At 45.2% G+C, this 17084-nt stretch carries 14 protein-coding genes; 5 read left to right on the forward strand and 9 right to left on the reverse strand.

Going from position 1 to position 17084, the window contains the following annotated elements:
- Positions 1-46 precede the first annotated feature (46 nt).
- On the forward strand, positions 47-325 hold the full coding sequence (locus tag ACLWBD_RS05455; RefSeq protein WP_063209208.1) for a helix-turn-helix transcriptional regulator: 279 nt from the start codon (positions 47-49) through the stop codon (positions 323-325).
- On the opposite strand, the gene ACLWBD_RS05460 is transcribed toward ACLWBD_RS05455, so the two are convergent.
- The 4 genes from ACLWBD_RS05460 to ACLWBD_RS05475 form a co-directional block, all read right to left on the reverse strand.
- A complete protein-coding gene (locus tag ACLWBD_RS05460) occupies positions 300-1589 on the reverse strand; it encodes a hypothetical protein (RefSeq protein ID WP_063209210.1) in 1290 nt (429 codons plus the stop codon). The two genes, ACLWBD_RS05455 and ACLWBD_RS05460, sit on opposite strands and share 26 nt — an antisense overlap.
- Before the next feature lie 31 nt (positions 1590-1620).
- A complete protein-coding gene (locus ACLWBD_RS05465; protein WP_063209623.1) occupies positions 1621-1929 on the reverse strand; it encodes a hypothetical protein in 309 nt (102 codons plus the stop codon).
- A 59-nt stretch (positions 1930-1988) separates the two neighbouring features.
- Positions 1989-3146 carry a hypothetical protein gene (locus ACLWBD_RS05470; RefSeq protein WP_413569903.1) on the reverse strand — a complete coding sequence of 386 codons (1158 nt, stop codon included), beginning with the start codon at positions 3144-3146 and terminating at the stop codon, positions 1989-1991.
- 207 nt (positions 3147-3353) lie between these two features.
- On the reverse strand, positions 3354-3671 hold the full coding sequence (locus tag ACLWBD_RS05475; protein WP_253696937.1) for a hypothetical protein: 318 nt from the start codon (positions 3669-3671) through the stop codon (positions 3354-3356).
- 163 nt (positions 3672-3834) lie between these two features.
- Between ACLWBD_RS05475 and ACLWBD_RS05480 the strand changes: the two genes are divergently transcribed.
- Positions 3835-4698: a PBECR2 nuclease fold domain-containing protein gene (locus ACLWBD_RS05480; RefSeq protein ID WP_253720847.1), complete on the forward strand. Its 864-nt coding sequence runs from the start codon at positions 3835-3837 to the stop codon at positions 4696-4698.
- Between the two features lie 122 nt (positions 4699-4820).
- Here ACLWBD_RS05480 and ACLWBD_RS05485 read toward each other — a convergent pair whose 3' ends face one another.
- The 4 genes from ACLWBD_RS05485 to lnt all read right to left on the reverse strand — a co-directional run bounded on the left by ACLWBD_RS05485 (position 4821) and on the right by lnt (position 11192).
- Entirely contained in the window at positions 4821-5570 is a 750-nt protein-coding gene (locus tag ACLWBD_RS05485) for a hypothetical protein (protein ID WP_063209216.1), read from the reverse strand.
- 215 nt (positions 5571-5785) lie between these two features.
- Positions 5786-7261: a lipase maturation factor family protein gene (locus tag ACLWBD_RS05490; RefSeq protein WP_413569905.1), complete on the reverse strand. Its 1476-nt coding sequence runs from the start codon at positions 7259-7261 to the stop codon at positions 5786-5788.
- Between the two features lie 12 nt (positions 7262-7273).
- A complete protein-coding gene (locus ACLWBD_RS05495; protein WP_063209220.1) occupies positions 7274-9604 on the reverse strand; it encodes an endonuclease MutS2 in 2331 nt (776 codons plus the stop codon).
- Entirely contained in the window at positions 9582-11192 is a 1611-nt protein-coding gene (gene lnt / locus ACLWBD_RS05500) for an apolipoprotein N-acyltransferase (RefSeq protein WP_413569907.1), read from the reverse strand. Before lnt ends, ACLWBD_RS05495 begins: the two co-directional genes overlap by 23 nt.
- On the opposite strand from lnt, the gene ACLWBD_RS05505 reads away from it, so the two are divergent.
- Positions 11191-12060 (forward strand): hypothetical protein, encoded by an 870-nt coding sequence (locus tag ACLWBD_RS05505; protein WP_413569908.1) that lies wholly within the window; start codon positions 11191-11193, stop codon positions 12058-12060. The two genes, lnt and ACLWBD_RS05505, sit on opposite strands and share 2 nt — an antisense overlap.
- Positions 12061-12138: 78 nt before the next feature.
- Positions 12139-14934, forward strand: a complete 2796-nt coding sequence (locus ACLWBD_RS05510; protein WP_413569909.1) for a hypothetical protein — start codon at positions 12139-12141, stop codon at positions 14932-14934.
- Positions 14935-14945: 11 nt separating this feature from the next.
- On the opposite strand, the gene ACLWBD_RS05515 is transcribed toward ACLWBD_RS05510, so the two are convergent.
- The gene (locus tag ACLWBD_RS05515; protein ID WP_063209226.1) at positions 14946-16325 is read right to left on the reverse strand and encodes a S8 family peptidase; all 1380 of its coding nucleotides are present in this window, start codon (positions 16323-16325) and stop codon (positions 14946-14948) included.
- A 197-nt stretch (positions 16326-16522) separates the two neighbouring features.
- Between ACLWBD_RS05515 and ACLWBD_RS05520 the strand changes: the two genes are divergently transcribed.
- Entirely contained in the window at positions 16523-17029 is a 507-nt protein-coding gene (locus ACLWBD_RS05520) for a hypothetical protein (protein ID WP_413569911.1), read from the forward strand.
- Positions 17030-17084: the final 55 nt, after the last annotated feature.

A 17084-nucleotide genomic window follows, 5' to 3' on the forward strand; every position in this document is an offset into this window, starting at 1 on the left:
CTTGTGTTAGATGACAGATTGTTAATAAAAAGATCTAATCCTGTTTATGGGAAAAGATCTCGGAGAATTCCGAACTTACATTCAAAGTCATTTCGAAAAATGGGGATTCACGAAAGCTGAATCTGAGATCGGCATCCTTATTCTTCGCGGACTGAGTCTTCGCGAGATTGCCGGTCAGCGCGGCACTTCAGAGACGACCACACGTCAACAAGCCCTCAGCCTTTACAAAAAAGCTTCGGTCGATGGTCGCCATCAACTTTCTGCTTTCTTTTTAGAACAATTGTTGGGTTCGGGTGGGGTTAAGCCTTCCGGTCGAAACGGCTGATATTGCCTTTAGGAATCTGAAATACAACCCAGTCACCATCACGTTGACGGGTCATGCCTTCTGTAATGACAGGCTTATCAAATACAAACTCTTCACGGAATGTTTGGAAGTTCGCACTGCTTACTTTTTTTCCGCTGACTTCATCTTCAAATTTGTCTTTGAAAGAGCGTTGGCCCGTGATCGTCGCTTTGTCGTTTTGGATAGAGACTTTCACTGCGTCTTTTTCATGCTCGGGAACATAGGCTCTTAACGTATAAAAATCCGAACTTTCACTTAACTGGCTTCCGCGGTCTTCCACTTTATAAAATGGATCACTGGCCTTGTTCGAGTAGTGGGAAGCGGCTTTCACGAAGTCCTTACGGGCTTCACCCAGTTGACGAACATAGCGCTGAGTTTGAATGTCTAAAGCTTCCCTTTGTGCGTCTTCGTTTTTCATGTAAACGCTTTGGAATCTTTCGTGCTGGGTTTTAAGCGTGTCTTCATTTGCTTTTTTATTATGCATGATTCTTTCAGAATACTGCTGATTCACGCGCTCTTCTTTGGAAGCCCATTGTTTTTGTTGCTGATCGTAGCGTTTCGCCGAAAAGTCATTCAAACGCGTCAGCTTCTTTTGTTGCTGCTCTTGTTCAAAAGCGATTTTCTCGTCACCACGTTGTTGAGTGTCTTGAAGTTCTTTTTCATTGCGCGTGCGCACGCGTTCCTGGGCGTATTTTCCACGTTCCACTTCATTCGTTAAAATCGCATCGTTTTGTTCACGTTGTCGATCCAAACGCTTTTCACTGAAATCATTAATCTGCTGCATGTCTTGATTGTATTTTTGTTTCGCGCGCGCGATGTCTTCGCCACTGCGAGTGCGAACATCTTCGATGCGAGCTTGAGAAGAGTCTTCGATCTCTTTCACTTTTTGGCGGGCGCTGGTTTGAGCTTCCGCCACCGCGACCTGACGTTTTTGTCGAGTCTCTGACAGCTTTTCGTCATAGCCTTTTTGTAAAGACTGAGTGCGAGCATTGTAGTTCTCGGTCAAACGTTGGCGTTCTTGGGACGCTTCTTCGGCCAGTTCTTTTTGACGGTGACGGATGTGATTGACGGCGGCTTGGTTTTGTTCGGTCAAGGCCGTCTTTTTATCATCATAATGATCTTTAAGATCTTCGAGTTGAGCTTCGCCTTGTTTTACGATCTGCTTTTTTTTGCGTGCGTAGTCCGCTTGAAGGTCATTCAATTCGGCTTGTTGGGCTTTGCGCTGTGAACTGTCGATAGAAGACATGCTCACAGTGTATCAAATCAAGACGAATCCATTAAGGTGCAGGATTTTCTTCTGTGGGAATCTGGCCTTTGGGGTTGGGGCAAAGCGGTTGGAAGTCGCCAGTACGGCCGTAACAGCGCCAAGTATCGATATATGTGACCTGTTCATCCGGAGCGACGGGGTAATAGTAGCGATACTGTTCGGGATCGAGAGTGCTTTCAACCAGACGGAAGTCTGTAGCGGGCTTCGTGGGATCTGTGGATATTTTTGAGATCTTCAATAGAAATACGCGGTACTCAGCCTGAGACAGGCTGGGGCTTAAAAATAAAAAGAAAGCCGATAAGAAAACTCGATATTTCACAAGTCTTCCTATCGGCTTTGCGGTGGGAAACTTTATTAATCTGTCTTTCACTTCCAACCTTACGGTGTCGTGAATTCAATAACCTCACTCAGTGATTTTCCTAAGTCTTCTGAGATACTGACCGCTTGTGCCGTGTAAGTAGTTTGGGATTTTAATCCCGTGACTTGCACAAAGTGGTTGGTTCGTAAAACGTTGTCCGAATTTGTAAGAATCACTTCTTGAGTTTCTTTATTAATCAATTTCACTTGCGACGTAGCGGCGATATCAGTGCTCCAGCTAAGCTGCACACCTTGAGTGATAATCTCGGCCACTTTGAACTTTGTTATCAGTGGATTTGTACCTTCGACACAAGGATTGTAGGCTTCATTTTTGGGGATGAAGAAGTTGTCCTTCTGAACAACCTTCCAGCCACGAGCCAACAAGTCATTGTACGCTTGCTGCGGAACAGATCCTTTGTTCGGATCAAAGAAGTGCTCATTGCCAGTCTGACCACAAGCCTCATCTTTTCCGGCGACGGAAGCTTTTCTCCAAAGCAGAACATTTGAGATGTGATAACGGGGACCTTGATAATAGGTGAGTTCCAAAGGCACGGTTTTATCGCGATTCATCGAAATGATTTGCGAAGCGCAGCCCATGCGCGTGGGATGTTCACCGTCGTTATCAATCACGGTGGTTTTTAAAGGACTTTCTAAAGTGCCGGAAAGAATTTTTAGTTTAGATCCGTCATCAGAAAGCAGGGCCAATTCGTAGTCGCCCTCTTCGTCGTTTGCAGAAAGTTTTAAGATCGTTTCAAACTTCACACCGAAATTTTCGATCAGCATAGAGCCGGCATCATCTTTTAAAACATCATGTGTTTGTGTCGCAAATCCTTCGTGGAACATGCGAGTCGGAACATTGAGATCCGCAAAGAAAAGCTTCTGATCTGATTTTTTAGCAAACGTCACATAGTCTTCAGACTTATTTAGTAAAGGCATTCCCGGAGTCACATAATAAAGGCTCGCTTTAATACCTTGTTGAAGATTGTCGGCGGGAATTCCACCGAAAGGATCACACACGGTCTTATCTAGTGGATTGGCGTTGACGTCGACTTTCGATATCTTCAATGCGGTCCCGCTGCTTTGTGCAGAAACCGAGTTCGCTTCCAGTCCGTTTTTCAATCCACAAGATGCAATTCCAAGCTGAAGAGAAACGAGTGCAAGTGTGGTTTGCAATCTCATTGTCATCCCTCCGTGCGAGATGAGCCCAGAATACCACCACACCAACGCTTTGCATTATTTTTCAAGAATGATGTCGATTTAGAACTCCAAGAGTTCGACAGAAATTAAAACATCACGATTTTCAGAGGGAAGTCCGCCCAAACTGTCGAAGTTTTCGTCGGAAAAGGTACCTGCTACCTTTTTAGCACAAAGGGAAGCAGGTATCTTTTAGTGTTTGTGTTCGTTATTTGCGCGGACGGTGTTTTCGACGATGTGGAAGTAAGCTCTGACTAGCATTTGGTAGGATTCAGAGTCTAAGGCTTGAAGGTAAGCCATCTTCTCGAAGTATGTTTTTTTTGCGATCAGTTCGGTCATGACGTCTTGGACTTTTTTCATCTTGTCGAAGCTGTAAAAGTCTTTGTCGTCTTTCACTTCTTTCAGGACATCCGCGATTTCTTTGTTGTCAAAAAGAACGTGAACACCCATGGCTGAATGAGATAGCAATGCTTCCATTCTTTCCAAACTTGTCTCTTCTATATTGACCAAGCGCGCCTCCTTGCGACGTCTTACTTCCGATGGTGAGGAATAAATCATCCCGTTGCAAGACCAAAAATGAGACTATGACGAACCTTGTCGATCTCACTTTTTTTTAAGTTGTTGGGGATCGTAAATGTTCTGATAATAGAACGTGTGAAGGATGCGAAAGAATATGGCGAAAACTAAATCCCGTGCGAAGAAGAAAACAACAAGTGCCTCTGAAAAAGAGTACATTATCGTCGATGAAGCGGCGGGACTTATTTTTGACTCCGAGGAAGATCTTTACGGCTATTTCCAGTCAGCTATCGATAAACTCGAATCGGAGTACCAATCTTTACGAAGTCCTGACGATTATAATGACGAAGAACAAATTGGCCGAGAGCATTATCTTGAGGCGACATTGGACGAGCCAGATGAAGTTTGGTTAGACGATAAGACTCTGGAAGAGTTCCCTGTGTATCACTTCATCAAAAATATCGAGCAAGGTGATGAGGCATTTAAGTATGTCGCAGTGGCCTATGTGTCATCTGAAGATGAATATCCGACCTTTGTTTTTATTCACTTCCCTACAAAAGACAGTCGCGTATGGCAGAACTACCAGCGTGGCGAGATGGCCTACGACAAAAACTTTGAAAGCGTCGCTGAAGGCGCCATCGAAGGTGATGCGCTAGGTGAAGGTGATCCTTTGGCGATGGGTCTTTATATGGCCATGCTGAAAGTGCGTGGTGAAAAAGATATCGCTCAAGACAAGTTCCCAGAATTTGCTGCCCTTCGTGAAGAGACAATCGAAAGTGCGGATGAAATCTGGCGTAAGAACGACCTAGACGGAAACGTTCTCGTGAGTTTTATCAAGGAATTTCCGGATCACGAGACAGTCAAAGATTTGACTTACATCGCGGTCACTCAAGAAGACGAAGAGTCGAATGTACATTCGCTTTTATTCTCGTTCCCGACGACGGATCGCACTTTGGTAGATCGTTATCGCCAGGGCGAAAATCTTCAAGCGGACGAAGTCTCTCAAGAGTCTGCTCACTAATGGTGGCAAATCGCTAGCTTCATGCAGGACTAAAAAGAAGAAAGCGTACCTTTGGGGTACGCTTTTTTTGCTTTTGGAGGGTGAGGGGGATCACCCTTTTTGAAGCTTCTTCTTTTTTCTTATTAGAAGCAGTAGTTGTTAGCCATCGATACGAACTGAGAGGTTGTGTAGCCTTGGTTCAAGTAGCTTGCGAATGGGTGCAAGTTTTTAAGTACACCAGCGCGAGCTGTTCCTGTTGACTCCAAAGCGTAGTCTGCAGGGTTTGCGTAGAACGCTGGAAGAAGGATATCTAGAGCGTTCAACGACTTGTTTGTGCTCAAGTCATAGTTCGTTACTTTAAGTACATCGTATTCACCTTGAGTGTCTTTAAGATCAACCAAGATATTTACTGCGCTGAAGAAAGTTTGTGGATCCGTAACACCCAATGCTGAAGCTACTGCCGCAACATCGGACCATCTCATTGTTTTCATCCAACCAGTCAAAGCTTGACCTGTTGTTGGGTGAACGATGATGAATTGAAGTGGAGTGTTATCCAATTGAGTGCTGCCTGAAGAGTTTGCCAACCACTTCCACATAGAGATGTATGAAGAATCGCTTTTGAAAGTTGCAGGCAATGAAGTCAAGCGAGCGTAAACAAAGTCCATGCGAACATAGTTGCTGTTGTCAGTGTAAGCTTTCAATTTCGCAGTGATGTCGTTAGCAGAGCGTTGGTTGCAGTAAGCTACAGACTTCGTTGAAGATGAAGTGCCTGTATCTACTACGCGGCTTGAAAAATCCGAAGATCCCGCCGTGTTTGAAGATCCGCAAGCAGTTAATAGTGCCGTTGCAGTCAGTACCAGGATCGTTGTTAGAAGTTGTTTTGAATTTTTCATATAGCCCCCTATGCCATAGTACTAAAGCAATGGGGGTGCCATATTTCACTCTGAAACAAAGTTGATTTCGACGTATTTTCAATGACTTGCAGAACGCAGGCTTCTCACAGTGAAACGATCTCAAAGTGGTCCGTCAAACTTATGGGGGAGTGCCGCACTTAGAGTGTCACTTTTGCGCAAGGGATCTCAGGCTGAGACGAAACGAAAGTCTGCGCTTAAAGACTTTCTGCATTTTTCTGAGAGTTTTCGTCGTCTGTGAACTCTTCTCTCTGAAAGATAGGACCGTAAGGAGCAATAAGCTCTCGGGTCCACCAGACGCCGTCTTTACGAAGTTCGGCGAAGCTCGAAAACTTATATTCATAGCGAAGAAGACGAAGCGCTTTGGGGGGCTGTCCTTTGAAAGGGTCTTTCTCAAAAAGCATCAAGACATCTTGAGAACCTTCGAAAATACGTGTGAGCAGGTTTTGCAGCCACAAATTCTCGTTGAAAGACTCTAAAGCGGCAAACCACATCTGCCAGTCTAAGCGTGGCTGGTGAGGAGCCACCACAGTTGGAAAACGCTTTAGGGATGTGGGTTTATGTTTAAATTCGTAAGTCTCCCAGTGAACTCCGTCATTGCTTCCTTCTAAGACCAGCTCCGGACGGACGCGAGTCATCACTGCGAAAAGACCATACGGATTGCAAATGCGGAAGGGATAGAAAAAACGCATGTAGGGAAGCATGAAGTCCCAGGTTTTGGATTTTTCCGCCAAACTTTTGGCAATCCAAAACAAAGAAGAAGGCACAACAAGAATCACTGGTATCAATGCAAAGACCGTAGAAACCGGCGTGTTTTCGACCCAGTTGATCTTAAAGCCCCAGGTTGAATCGGGAAGAACACCCAGGCAAAGACCCAAGGTTAAAATATTAAAGAAGCCATAGTTGCCAGTCAGAATGATTAGAATCTGCAACGTAACTAAAAGAATGACGGCGGCTGTTTGCAGAGGACCAGGATAGAAAATAAAAAATGGTGCGACAAGTTCGATAAAGAACAAGGTCATCGTGCAAAAACGCAGAACGCCGGCAGGAAGTTTATGAGCAAAGTAAGCAAGCGGCGTTGGCAGGGGCTGTGTCCAGAAGTGGAAAGAAAGAGCCGACAGGTCCTTCCAATAGGGGTCTTTATTCGCAAGCTTTACTACGCCTGAAAGAAACATCAGCTTAAAGAGCAAAAAGAGCACCATGAAGTAGATGATCGGATGTAAGACGTGAGCTCCCAGGGGCAGCCATTCCCATTGAAAGGGGGCAAAGAAAAGTCCTAAGAAGCCAAACTCTAAAAGTAAACTGTCCCACTGATAACTTAAAAAGAGCTGTCCTGCGCTGACAAACGAAAGATAACAGACAAAGCAAATAAGAAACATAATGCTTTGACTGAATCCTAAGAACGCCAGTGAAGCCGCCGTCATTCCAATGAAGCAGACCGCTTTCAAAGCCAGGTCCGAAGAGGCAAACCAAAACACCGACGGCACGTGATAAAATCTTTCCGAGCGCATCTCTTTATCTAAAAGATTTAAAAGATGATCGATGGACAAAATACCTTGCCGTCCATAAAGACCCAAAAGCTGAGGCAAAAGCGAAAGAAAGGCGATGAAATAACAAAGACTCAACGTCTTAGAGAAAATCCAGCTAGAGATGTTGTAGTCTGTTAATAACATAGAACCTTTTTATTAAGCTTCGCCGATTTCAACCCAAGTAATACCGTCGCCACCACTTTCTGGTGAACCGGCTTTCCATTTTTTCACATAGATGGAGCGTGACAGATAAGTGCGAACGGCTTTCTTTAAAGCTTCAGTTCCGTGACCATGGATAACTTTGAGGCGATCTTCGCGCGAAGTGGCCGCTTTATCCAAAGCGACTTCGAGTTCTGACAAAGCATCTTCCACGGTTTTTCCGCGCAAATCCAAAGTGCGATCTTCGTCAGCTAAAGCCACTGTGAAAGAAGAACTTTGACGAACCAATTGTGAGGTTGGATTTTGCGGTTTTCCTGGTGGTTTTAAATCCTGCCAATGAAGTTGTAAACGCACAGAGCCTGAAAGCACTAGGACTTCACCTTTGTTATTCGGCGTGCTTTGCACGATACCATCAGAGCTTAATGTCGGCACATAGACCTTGGATCCTGGCGGGAATTTTTTTGCAAACTCTTCCGCATTTTCCGGAGCGCCTGGTGTTGTGACAGGTTTCGCTTTAACGATTTCAGGAAGCTTGTATTTAATTTCTTGCAAAGCCGTGTGGCGTTTGAAAGTTTCTGTGACTTTCGCCTGAGCAATGGCTTCTTCGACCTTGCGCTCGGCTTTTTTCAAAGTTCTTTGCAGCCACTCTTCTTTATCTTTATTGAATTGCTCTAACAAGCCTTCGTACTTGCGTTTTGTTTCTAACGCCTTGTTCGTTTCTTTTTTAAGATGATCTTGCAGAATGCTGATATCAGATTTCAGTTGTTCAATTTGCTCTAAGCCTTCTAAACGCGCGCGAGTCGCGGGAGCTAGAACTTCCAAAGCTCTTTGCACGATAGCTTGAGATACGCCGACGCGTTTGGCTGTTTGAATAGCTAACGAATCCCCTGGGATGCCTGCGATGAACTGATATGTCGGGCGACCGGTTTTAGGATCGTACTCAAGACTTCCGTTAAGCACGCGCGTTTCTTCATCCCATCCGGACTTCAAAGGTCCTAAGTGCGAAGTGATAACGGCAAAGACATTGTTCGAAGAAAAACTTTCGATAAAGCTTCTTGCTAGGGCACTTCCTTCTTCTGGATCGGTGGATCCGCAGATCTCATCAATCAGAATAAGATTTTCGCGGCCTTTCATCGCTGCCGCTTTGCCTAAGATTTTTAAGTGAGCGGCAAAAGTACTAAGCTCTTCATCAACACTTTGTGCGTCACCAATGCCGATAAGAATATCTTTAAAGAATGGAAGCTTCGACGTTTCGCTGGCACAAATAGGAAGGCCACAGCGAGCCATTTGCGCTGCAAGACCAATGGATTTCAAAAGAACCGTTTTACCACCGGCATTAGGACCGCTCAGAAGTAAGATTCCTTTTTTTCCTTCCAAAAGAACCGAGTTTGAAACGACCTTCTTGCCGGAAAGCTGTAAAAGCGGATGGCGAGCTTCGATCAACTCTAACGAATCAACAGAGAACTCGATCGGGTGGGCTTCCACGAGTGTTGCAAACTGCGCTTGAGAAAAGCGCACGTCGGCCTCTTCAAGAAGTTCGCGTGTGATTTCAATTTCGCTGGCTTTAGACGAAAGATATCTTGAAAGCTCGGTCAAAAGTCTTTCGATCTCATCTTCAATTTCAACTTCGATTTGGCGCAGACGATTGTTCGTAGGAATGACAGTTTCTGGTTCCATGAACACAGTTTGTTTTGTCTGAGAAGATCCATGGATCACGCCCGGAAGGTGGTGTTGCATGCCACTGCGAACAGGCAAGACCCAGCGTCCATCACGAGTGGTGACGTACTTATCTTGAAGTACGTTTTCCATGTTATGGGCTTTCACCAAACGATCCAACGTCGTTTGCACTTCGCGAGCCAGACGTTCTTTTTCTTTATAAAGACGGTACAGAGTTTCACTGGCGTCAGCGCGAATTTCTCCGCCCGGAGTCAGGATTTGATCGATTGCGGATAAAGGCTCATCGGCTTTCATCACGCTGCTGGCTAATTTCTGTGCCCAGTTGTTTTCAACTGTGTTTAAAGCCTCTTTCAAAGCGAGTGCTTCTAAACAGAAACTGCGAACGTCTTTGATTTCTAAAGTTTTTAAAACCGCGTGCTTTTTAAGGCGGGTGATCCAAGTGGAATAAAGATCCAAGCTTTGCATGAACGGGCGGATGCCTTGATTTAAAACTTCTGTGGCATCAGCGATTTCTTGGAAGCTCTGGTAAGCCTGTTCCTTGGAAGCTAGTGGTTTTGTTTCCATCACGGCTTCACGGCCGGCTTCACTCGTCGCATGCGAACGAATCTTTTCTAAAATTTCTATCCAATCAAGAACGACGAGATCTTGCATGAAGAGCTCCTGTAATAATCAAAGTCAGTAGGGCGGCGATCAAAAGAACCCAGTCGAAGTGGCCCCACTTTGTGTAGAAAGTCATCGGCGCGTTTTTCAAATACTTTATCACGAACTGACCGCTCCATTCCTTATGAAGAGGTGATTTTTGTAGAACATCACCATTTGCAAGGACGGCCGTACTGATTCCCGTATTTGTTGAACGCACCAAAGGTCGACGCACTTCAATTCCGCGCGCCAATGTCATATAAAGATGTTGATAAGGTTCGGCATGGTCTCCGAACCAAGAGTCATTTGTGACATTCACCAAAATGTCAGAGCCTTTTTTCGCCAGCCCGCGAGAGAATTCAGGATAAAGACCCTCGTAACAAATCTGTCCGCCCCAATGAATTTCTTCACCACGGAAATTCCAAGTCATGACTTCAGGGCCGTTGCCGCGACCGAAGTTAGAAACAAAAGGCAGAAGTTTGAGCAGGAACGGGAAGCGCTCACTCAAAGGCAGGTATTCTCCGAAAGCTAGAAGTTCGGTTTTGCGATAAGGGTGATCTAAGTTGTTGGTTTGAGCGTCGATAAGGAAAAGGCCGTTGTAAGTCGATGTATCGACCTTCTCGTCCGTCTTTTCGTCTTTTGAGTAGGCTCCCGTGATCAAAGGCTTTCCGAACTGAATCAGTCCGGCCTTCAAAATTTCCGTGTGTTTGCGGCCCAGAAGGTGTTGATCCAGGTAGTCAGGAAATGCTGTCTCGGGCCAAACAAAAATATCTGTGTCGGGGAACTTCTGATGAGCTTCGGCTGTCAGGTTCACAAATTTGTTCGTGATAGCTTCTTGATAGCCTTTGCCTTGCTCGGCATAGACTTTTTCAAGATTACCGATGTTGGCTTGAACGATCGTCGCTTTGATTTCTCGATCAAAGCGGTTCCAGTTTTTTCCGTGGAAGTGACCGATGCCCACTAATGCGGCAAATGACAAAGACAGAAAACTTAATTGTGTCAGGGCTTTTTTCACAAAGTTTTGTTTCAGCCAAATGTAACCCACCCACGCATTGAAAAGCAAAACGACGGAAGAAAGGCCCAAGAAGCCAATGATGTCTGCAAGGTGATAGGTCGGAATTTTCGCCCAGAACAGAGTATAACCAAGATTCCAGTCAAAAATCACCGGCCACACGCGCTCTAAAAGAGACTGCAAGATTGCGATGATGAAAAGGCTCGGCCCCGCTTCCAGCTTGAATTTCAGGCGCAACCACGTTCCAGCCGCCACGGCGACGGGAATGTAAAGATGCATGAACGCACAAAAAAGCAGCAGAGCTACGACAGAAACTGACCAGGGAATTTGCCCGAATTCGTGAGCAGTGTAGGCAATCCAATGAAAGCCAATCATGCTGAGCACGAACTGTGTAATCCACGCCGCCCAGAATGAATTCTTCACGGATTTGCTATCTTCGACAGCGTAAAGCCAAAGCGGCGTATAGCAAAAGATTAAAGCCCAAGGAGGAAAGGGAATGTAGCTTGTGCCTACAAGAATTCCCGAGAGAATCGCCCAACGAAATTCGTAGGCTTTCTGCTTGAAAAATTGAATCGTTCTCTTCATCATGGTATTAGTAACACAAAGAGTGAGTGAGTCCACTGTGAATTTATCAACGAAATTGAAAATCCGATGTCCATCTTGCGCGAAACTTTATGAGGTTTCTTGTGACGATATTCATTCGGAAACGCCACTATTTCAGTGCATTTCTTGCGAGACAAGATTCAGTTTCGAATATCCTCCTACAGATCTTCAGAATGTGGCCTGCTTTGCGGTTTCAATGACGGCCACTGAGGCTCCCAAAGAGGAAGAAGTGGCCCCTGCCGCTGCCGCTCAGCAGCATCTGGGCGAGACTTACTCTGTGGAGCCGGGCACTCATGAAATGAAATCTTGCCCGAAGTGTGGCGCCTTGAACGGCCGTCGCGCGAAAGAGTGTTACTCTTGCCACGTTCTTTTTGAGCGTCTCGAGGGTTTGCCTAAAGACCCAAGCTTGAAGGCACAGCCAAGTCTTGTGCGTAAGTGGAAGAACTTGGTTGAAAACTTTGAAAATGAACAGCTTCACGATGAGTTCATCCGCGCTTGCCATGAATTGGATGCCCTTCGCTTTGCAACTTTGAAGTATGAAGAGCTGAAAGCCGCGCAAGGCGGGGATCCGCAATGTGATCAAATGATCGCGCGAATCAACAGTCTGATGATGGTCGGTTTGTCTCAGAAGCCCGTGGCCACTGTTGGTAAAGTTCAAGCGGCAGCTCGCCCGAAATGGCAGAAGTACATGTACTGGGGGCCGTTTGGTCTTAGTGCTTTTTTAATTCTTTTAGGAATGATCAATCTTGGTCACCGCAACCTGATCGGTGTCGGTGTGGCGTTGGCATTTATGTCAGCGGGATTGATGATCATGATTCGCGGAAAGATTTCTCTTTCCGACTTCGTTGACTAGTATTTCTTTTTCTATGAAACACTTTCTTTTGAAGGACATCCATGCGCTTTGACATGCGTTTTTCCTCCATGCTGAGATTTGTTTACGAACATCACAGCAAAAGGATTAGACATGTTAAGTTGGTCGCACTTCTTACTGACCCTCTGCCTATCTATCTCGGTCTCATCTGCAGCAGCATCGCAGGTTGTTTTACGTTCTGAAGAAAGTCGATGGGTGGTTGAGCTCATTTCCGAAAGCTCTGACGGTTGGCCGGTTGTATCTCAGCGGATGACCTTTCCTTCAGAGGAAGAAGCCACAAAGCAAGCTGCTTTATGGAAACAAACGTTTCCCAATACACAAAAAAGGATCTTCACGCCGAGCGTAGTTTCGGGAAGTTTGTGGGTGACAAAGCATGCGTGGTCTGAGGATTGGGAACGTCGCTACGCAAAATGGATCGAAGCCGAAGTCGACAGTGAGTTCTTTGTTCGTTACAAGATCGCGACCGACTGTGCTGATGTCGCCTATTCCTTAAGATGGATCTTTGCAAGAATCCATGGGTTGCCAGCAGCTTCTCGTCTAGGAGGCAGTAACACCCTATTAACAAACGAAACTTTACGTGGAGAGTGGGCGCGCCTTCCCACGTCAGCCGACTGGTTTAATGATCGTCGTTTTTTGGCAGCTCTAAATTATCTTTTAGATATGACATATACGCATACGCTTTGGAACGACTCTTTTCCGGTAGCGCTTAATAAAGCGGCTCTTATCTCTGGAAGTTATCATCTTTCTTTGCGTGAACAGAGTGGGCATACTCAATTAATTCGTTGGTTGGGTGAAAATGCCGAGGTGCCTTTTCTAACTCTGAACTCATCAGTACCTCGCATAGTTCGTTCTTTGGCTGAGTCTATGCTTTTTGCTGATTTTCCGAAAGAAAAAGAAGGGGCAATCCTTCGCTTTCGGTGGGCCGTGAAAACAGCAAACGGAATCACTTTAAAGAGTTCGACTGAAATGCCAGGGTATTCTAGGGAACAATACTCCTTTAAGTCTGACAAGGACTTTTCTATTGCTCTTTTTGAGCACATGGGTTTTTCCGACAGTGTGAACTCAATTCGAGAGTATATCTACAAAGATATATTTCAGCAGTTCAAATTACGAAAAGAATTAGTCGAAGAAGGGTTTGCAAAGTGCAAACTCATAGACTGTAGGCCCGGAACTGTCGGATATGAGAATTGGAGCACCCCTTCCAGAGATTCTCGCATTAAAGGAAAGATTGCGAGTCTTATTGCCTTTCCAACGCCCCCACAGGAATCACCTTTACTTTCGGCGGAAGTGTTCAACATAGAGGGAGTTTCATGGACTCTTAAGGCCTTGATTTGGAACTGGAAGCACGCGCAATTTGATTCTGATCCTCGATCTTCCGTTACTCAAAGATGGGGCGCCGGAGGAGCTTCTTGGGGCCAAACGCAAGAAAAGTTCTTTGTTGATAAAGCAAAAGAACGTCTAGTCTACCTACAGATGTCCCGAAACCAATGTCGGAAACAAAACTGTACTTTTGGTTCATCAGGTTGGGAAGTAACCAGTTCGAATAAATTCGACAGAGAAATCGCTAGCAGGATCAAGTACATTTTGGGAGGTATGTCAGCACTTCCCGAAAAGGCTCTACAAGCTTTGTTTTCACGCATGAGTAATGAAGTAGTCATCGTGAGTGGGCAAAAAATTAATCTGAAACATATACTTTATAACAGTATTAACATGAACTCATCAGCTTCCGCTTCCATGGAAGAGCAATGGGCCCTCGGTACGGATTTGTCTTTGATGCTGCTGCCTTCAGCCGCGCGGCCTTATTATGATCAATGGTTGTATGATCAAGATAATAAAAAAATATTCAGTCGTACGGGAGATATGATTGATGTAGGTGGTGCGATCCTAGCGGCATTCAAATCCGCACCGGTGTTAATATTGAAAAGAGACAATGATTTAGAGTTGTTGAACCTCAGGACGGGAGCTAGAGAAATCTTGCCGCAACATTTCCATGATGGGGAAATGTCTGAAGAAGGCATAATTATCAGATCCGGTGGTACGACATCGGTTTGGCTTTTAGATGTAAGTTCGATAAAACTGTATGAAGCATTAAGAGTCCCCGGTGTTGATTCGAAAATCATTTCTGGTTTCCTTGTAGATGGCTCAAAGTCGTACGATTTAGAATTTCGCAAGTCGTATAATTTTGTGTTGAGCTTGGAGGGGGTATTCACTCAATCAGGAAACTTTTTTGGTTTCATTGATAAAACATCCGGTAAGTATATGTTGCTTGATAGGAAGTTAGCCATTCTCGCTGAGCTCCCTATCTTTGGCGAAGGGTTAGTGACAGGGTTCGATGCCGATCAGCGTATTCTGACTATTACCCAAGAAGGCGAATCCATAGTTTATTTTATGGATGAGAGCTTGAACTCGATCTCAAATCAAAAAATTCAAGGGACTTGTTGGCTGGAAAATGAATTATTGGCTTGTCGTAGCAGGGAAAAGGCCTCTTTTTTTCGTATCGAATACGGTGATTTGAAGCTGGAAATGGAAGGCCAGAATTTGCAATGGGTTACTAAATCAGCTTACGCCAAGGCAACTTCTGATGATTCGCTTCAAGTCTTCTCTCGTATCAACGATAAACTCTTAATAACTGCTTTTTCGGTATTTCCTCTAGAGGAGGGCCGGGTAATTCTAAAGACGACAGCGGATGGCGCTTATCATATTGTAGATTTAAACGACCTCTCAAAACCTGTTTTCACGAATATTTTTTCATCAGAATTTGGGGTTATGTCAGAAAAGTTCGGTAAAGATCTTGTTATATACCCCGCTGCAATGGACTCAATAATTCTTTGGAAGAACTATCAGCGAAGGCATTAAGCAAGGAAGGGTTAGAACCCTTCCGAACCTTGTTTCGTACCTAGTTTTGATGGACGAGATTTTGGGCCGATGGCGTCGATCAAGGATCTGCCGAATTGGCTCATCTCTTTAGTTGTCGGATCAATACCATTTTCAAGATCACGATTTCGTTTTTCATTCGGATCCGCAGTGAAAAGCTTCATGTTTTGCGTATTCACGGCAACAACACCTGTCGCGGAAACACCCTGATCTAGAATCGTAAGTGCTTTATAAAGATTCAACTGACGAGATGTTCTGGTTTTTGAAGCGAGCTGTGATTGGGCATCGCCGGTGGCAAGAATGTACTTCTTCACATCTTCTGCTCTGAAAGACTGCTTGTGTGCCATCGTCAAAGCCGCAGCACCGGTCACAAACGCAGTGGCTTGCGAAGTTCCGGTCATATACCCGTAAGCATTTCCGGGAAGGCAAGAAAGAATGTTTTGTCCTGGAGCTGCGATATCTACAGTTTCAATACCATAGTTGGAAGACGCGAGCACTTGTGTGGAAGGGTCAATCGCCGTCACCGAAATGATGTTTTTTAATTTATAGTCAGCCGGGTAATAGTGGAATTGATCCGAGTTCGAACGCTCATTTCCTGCCGCTGCGACAAAAAGAATTCCTTTTTTCTCGGCTTCGGCAACAGCATCATACTCTTCTTGAGAGAACTCCGTCCCACCACCAGAGTAGTTGATGATGTGAGCCCCCATTTTTACCGCGTAGCGAATAGAAGCCACCGTGTTTTTCAAGTTGTCGGTGCCGGGAACTTTCGGATCGTAATACTTAAGAATCATCAAGCTAACTTCCGGAGAAATCCCTGTAATGCCTTTGTTGTTTCCAGCTTCAGCACCAATGATTCCGGCAATGTGAGTACCGTGACCGTGATTGTCGTCGAGTTTGTTGTTGTTAGAAACAAAGTTCCAACCATAAACGTCGTCGACAAAACCGTTACCGTCATCATCGATACCGTTGGTCGCTTTATCGCGGCCTTGGGCATCTAAACCTGTTTCACCTGGATTTTTCCAAAGATTGCCTTTGAGGTCCTCGTGCTTCACATCAATTCCTGTATCGATCACGGCCACCACGATATCGCGGCTGCCTTTAGTGACCGACCACGCGCGAGCGGCATCGGATTTTTTCAAACCCCAAGCTTGGCTGATCGCGGGATCATTGAAAAGAGCACTGGGCTCGTCTTCGACTTTGTCAGTTTTAGAAGTGATGAAAGAGTTTTCAAAAAGACGATCGCTGTCTTTTTTGCTGGAACTCTGTGTGCGAGAAGGGGAGTTTTCTTCAATGGAATATAGGTAGAAACCCAATCCACCAAAGAACAATAAACCGACACAACATGCTGCAATCCACACTTTGCGAGAAAACATGAATGTTCCCCTTTCTAGACTAAAACTTATCGGAGATTTCCAGTCGGGGCATAAGGGAACCTTGGTCCTGTATCAATTTAAGACATATCAATAGATAATGAAGTCATCGCAAGAGCTTAGCTTTGAAAGCGCAGGGATCGTGGCTTGATAAGCCTTCTCAAGTTAAAGGGCTTATGTCTGATGCCGAAGAGGTGAATATGAAAAAGCTTATTATCATTTCTTTGTTGGCGCTCGCGGGATGCAGTCAAAAAGTCGGCTCTGGCGAGTTGGATTTAGGAAGTCTTTCTGAAGACATCACTTATCACTCCCAAACTGAAAGCACTCAAGCTGCGGGAAGTTTCAGCTATGTGCAGATGGAGCTCAAGGTCGACGGCACCTTCACGCAATCCGAAGCGGAATGGACATCACCCACAGTAGGCAAGAAATGTTCTTTATCGGGAACATGGACGGCGCCGGTCACAGATCCTACGAGCGCAGTGGGGAATGAATTGGTTCTTAACGTCACCCATGTAAATGGCGGAGCCTTAGGCACGCCTGTGGAAAAGCGTTACGAGTTGAAAGAGTTGACGGCAGACACTTTGAAAGTCGTTTACACCGTCGGCGCGGATGAAGTGGACATGACGAACGTGAACTATGTGACTTATCCGGAATACAGTTCCGCTGCGACGGGAAGTTTCACGGACGATAATTTTTGTAATCGTTAATTAATTGTTGGATCTAGAAATAAAAAATCCCGAGCTTTTGACTCGGGATTTTTAT

The sequence above is a fragment of the Bdellovibrio sp. HCB117 genome (assembly GCF_047305915.1).
GTDB lineage: Bacteria > Bdellovibrionota > Bdellovibrionia > Bdellovibrionales > Bdellovibrionaceae > Bdellovibrio > Bdellovibrio bacteriovorus_B.

Excerpts from the sequence above, each read along its gene's own strand:
- ACLWBD_RS05505 (WP_413569908.1), top strand. The coding sequence starts at position 11,191 with ATGGTATTAGTAACACAAAGAGTGAGTGAGTCCACTGTGAATTTATCA.
- ACLWBD_RS05495 (WP_063209220.1), bottom strand. The coding sequence starts at position 9,604 with ATGCAAGATCTCGTCGTTCTTGATTGGATAGAAATTTTAGAAAAGATT.
- ACLWBD_RS05480 (WP_253720847.1), top strand. The coding sequence starts at position 3,835 with ATGGCGAAAACTAAATCCCGTGCGAAGAAGAAAACAACAAGTGCCTCT.
- ACLWBD_RS05470 (WP_413569903.1), bottom strand. The coding sequence starts at position 3,146 with ATGAGATTGCAAACCACACTTGCACTCGTTTCTCTTCAGCTTGGAATT.
- ACLWBD_RS05490 (WP_413569905.1), bottom strand. The coding sequence starts at position 7,261 with ATGTTATTAACAGACTACAACATCTCTAGCTGGATTTTCTCTAAGACG.
- ACLWBD_RS05485 (WP_063209216.1), bottom strand. The coding sequence starts at position 5,570 with ATGAAAAATTCAAAACAACTTCTAACAACGATCCTGGTACTGACTGCA.
- ACLWBD_RS05520 (WP_413569911.1), top strand. The coding sequence starts at position 16,523 with ATGAAAAAGCTTATTATCATTTCTTTGTTGGCGCTCGCGGGATGCAGT.
- ACLWBD_RS05460 (WP_063209210.1), bottom strand. The coding sequence starts at position 1,589 with ATGTCTTCTATCGACAGTTCACAGCGCAAAGCCCAACAAGCCGAATTG.
- lnt (WP_413569907.1), bottom strand. The coding sequence starts at position 11,192 with ATGATGAAGAGAACGATTCAATTTTTCAAGCAGAAAGCCTACGAATTT.
- ACLWBD_RS05515 (WP_063209226.1), bottom strand. The coding sequence starts at position 16,325 with ATGTTTTCTCGCAAAGTGTGGATTGCAGCATGTTGTGTCGGTTTATTG.
- ACLWBD_RS05455 (WP_063209208.1), top strand. The coding sequence starts at position 47 with ATGGGAAAAGATCTCGGAGAATTCCGAACTTACATTCAAAGTCATTTC.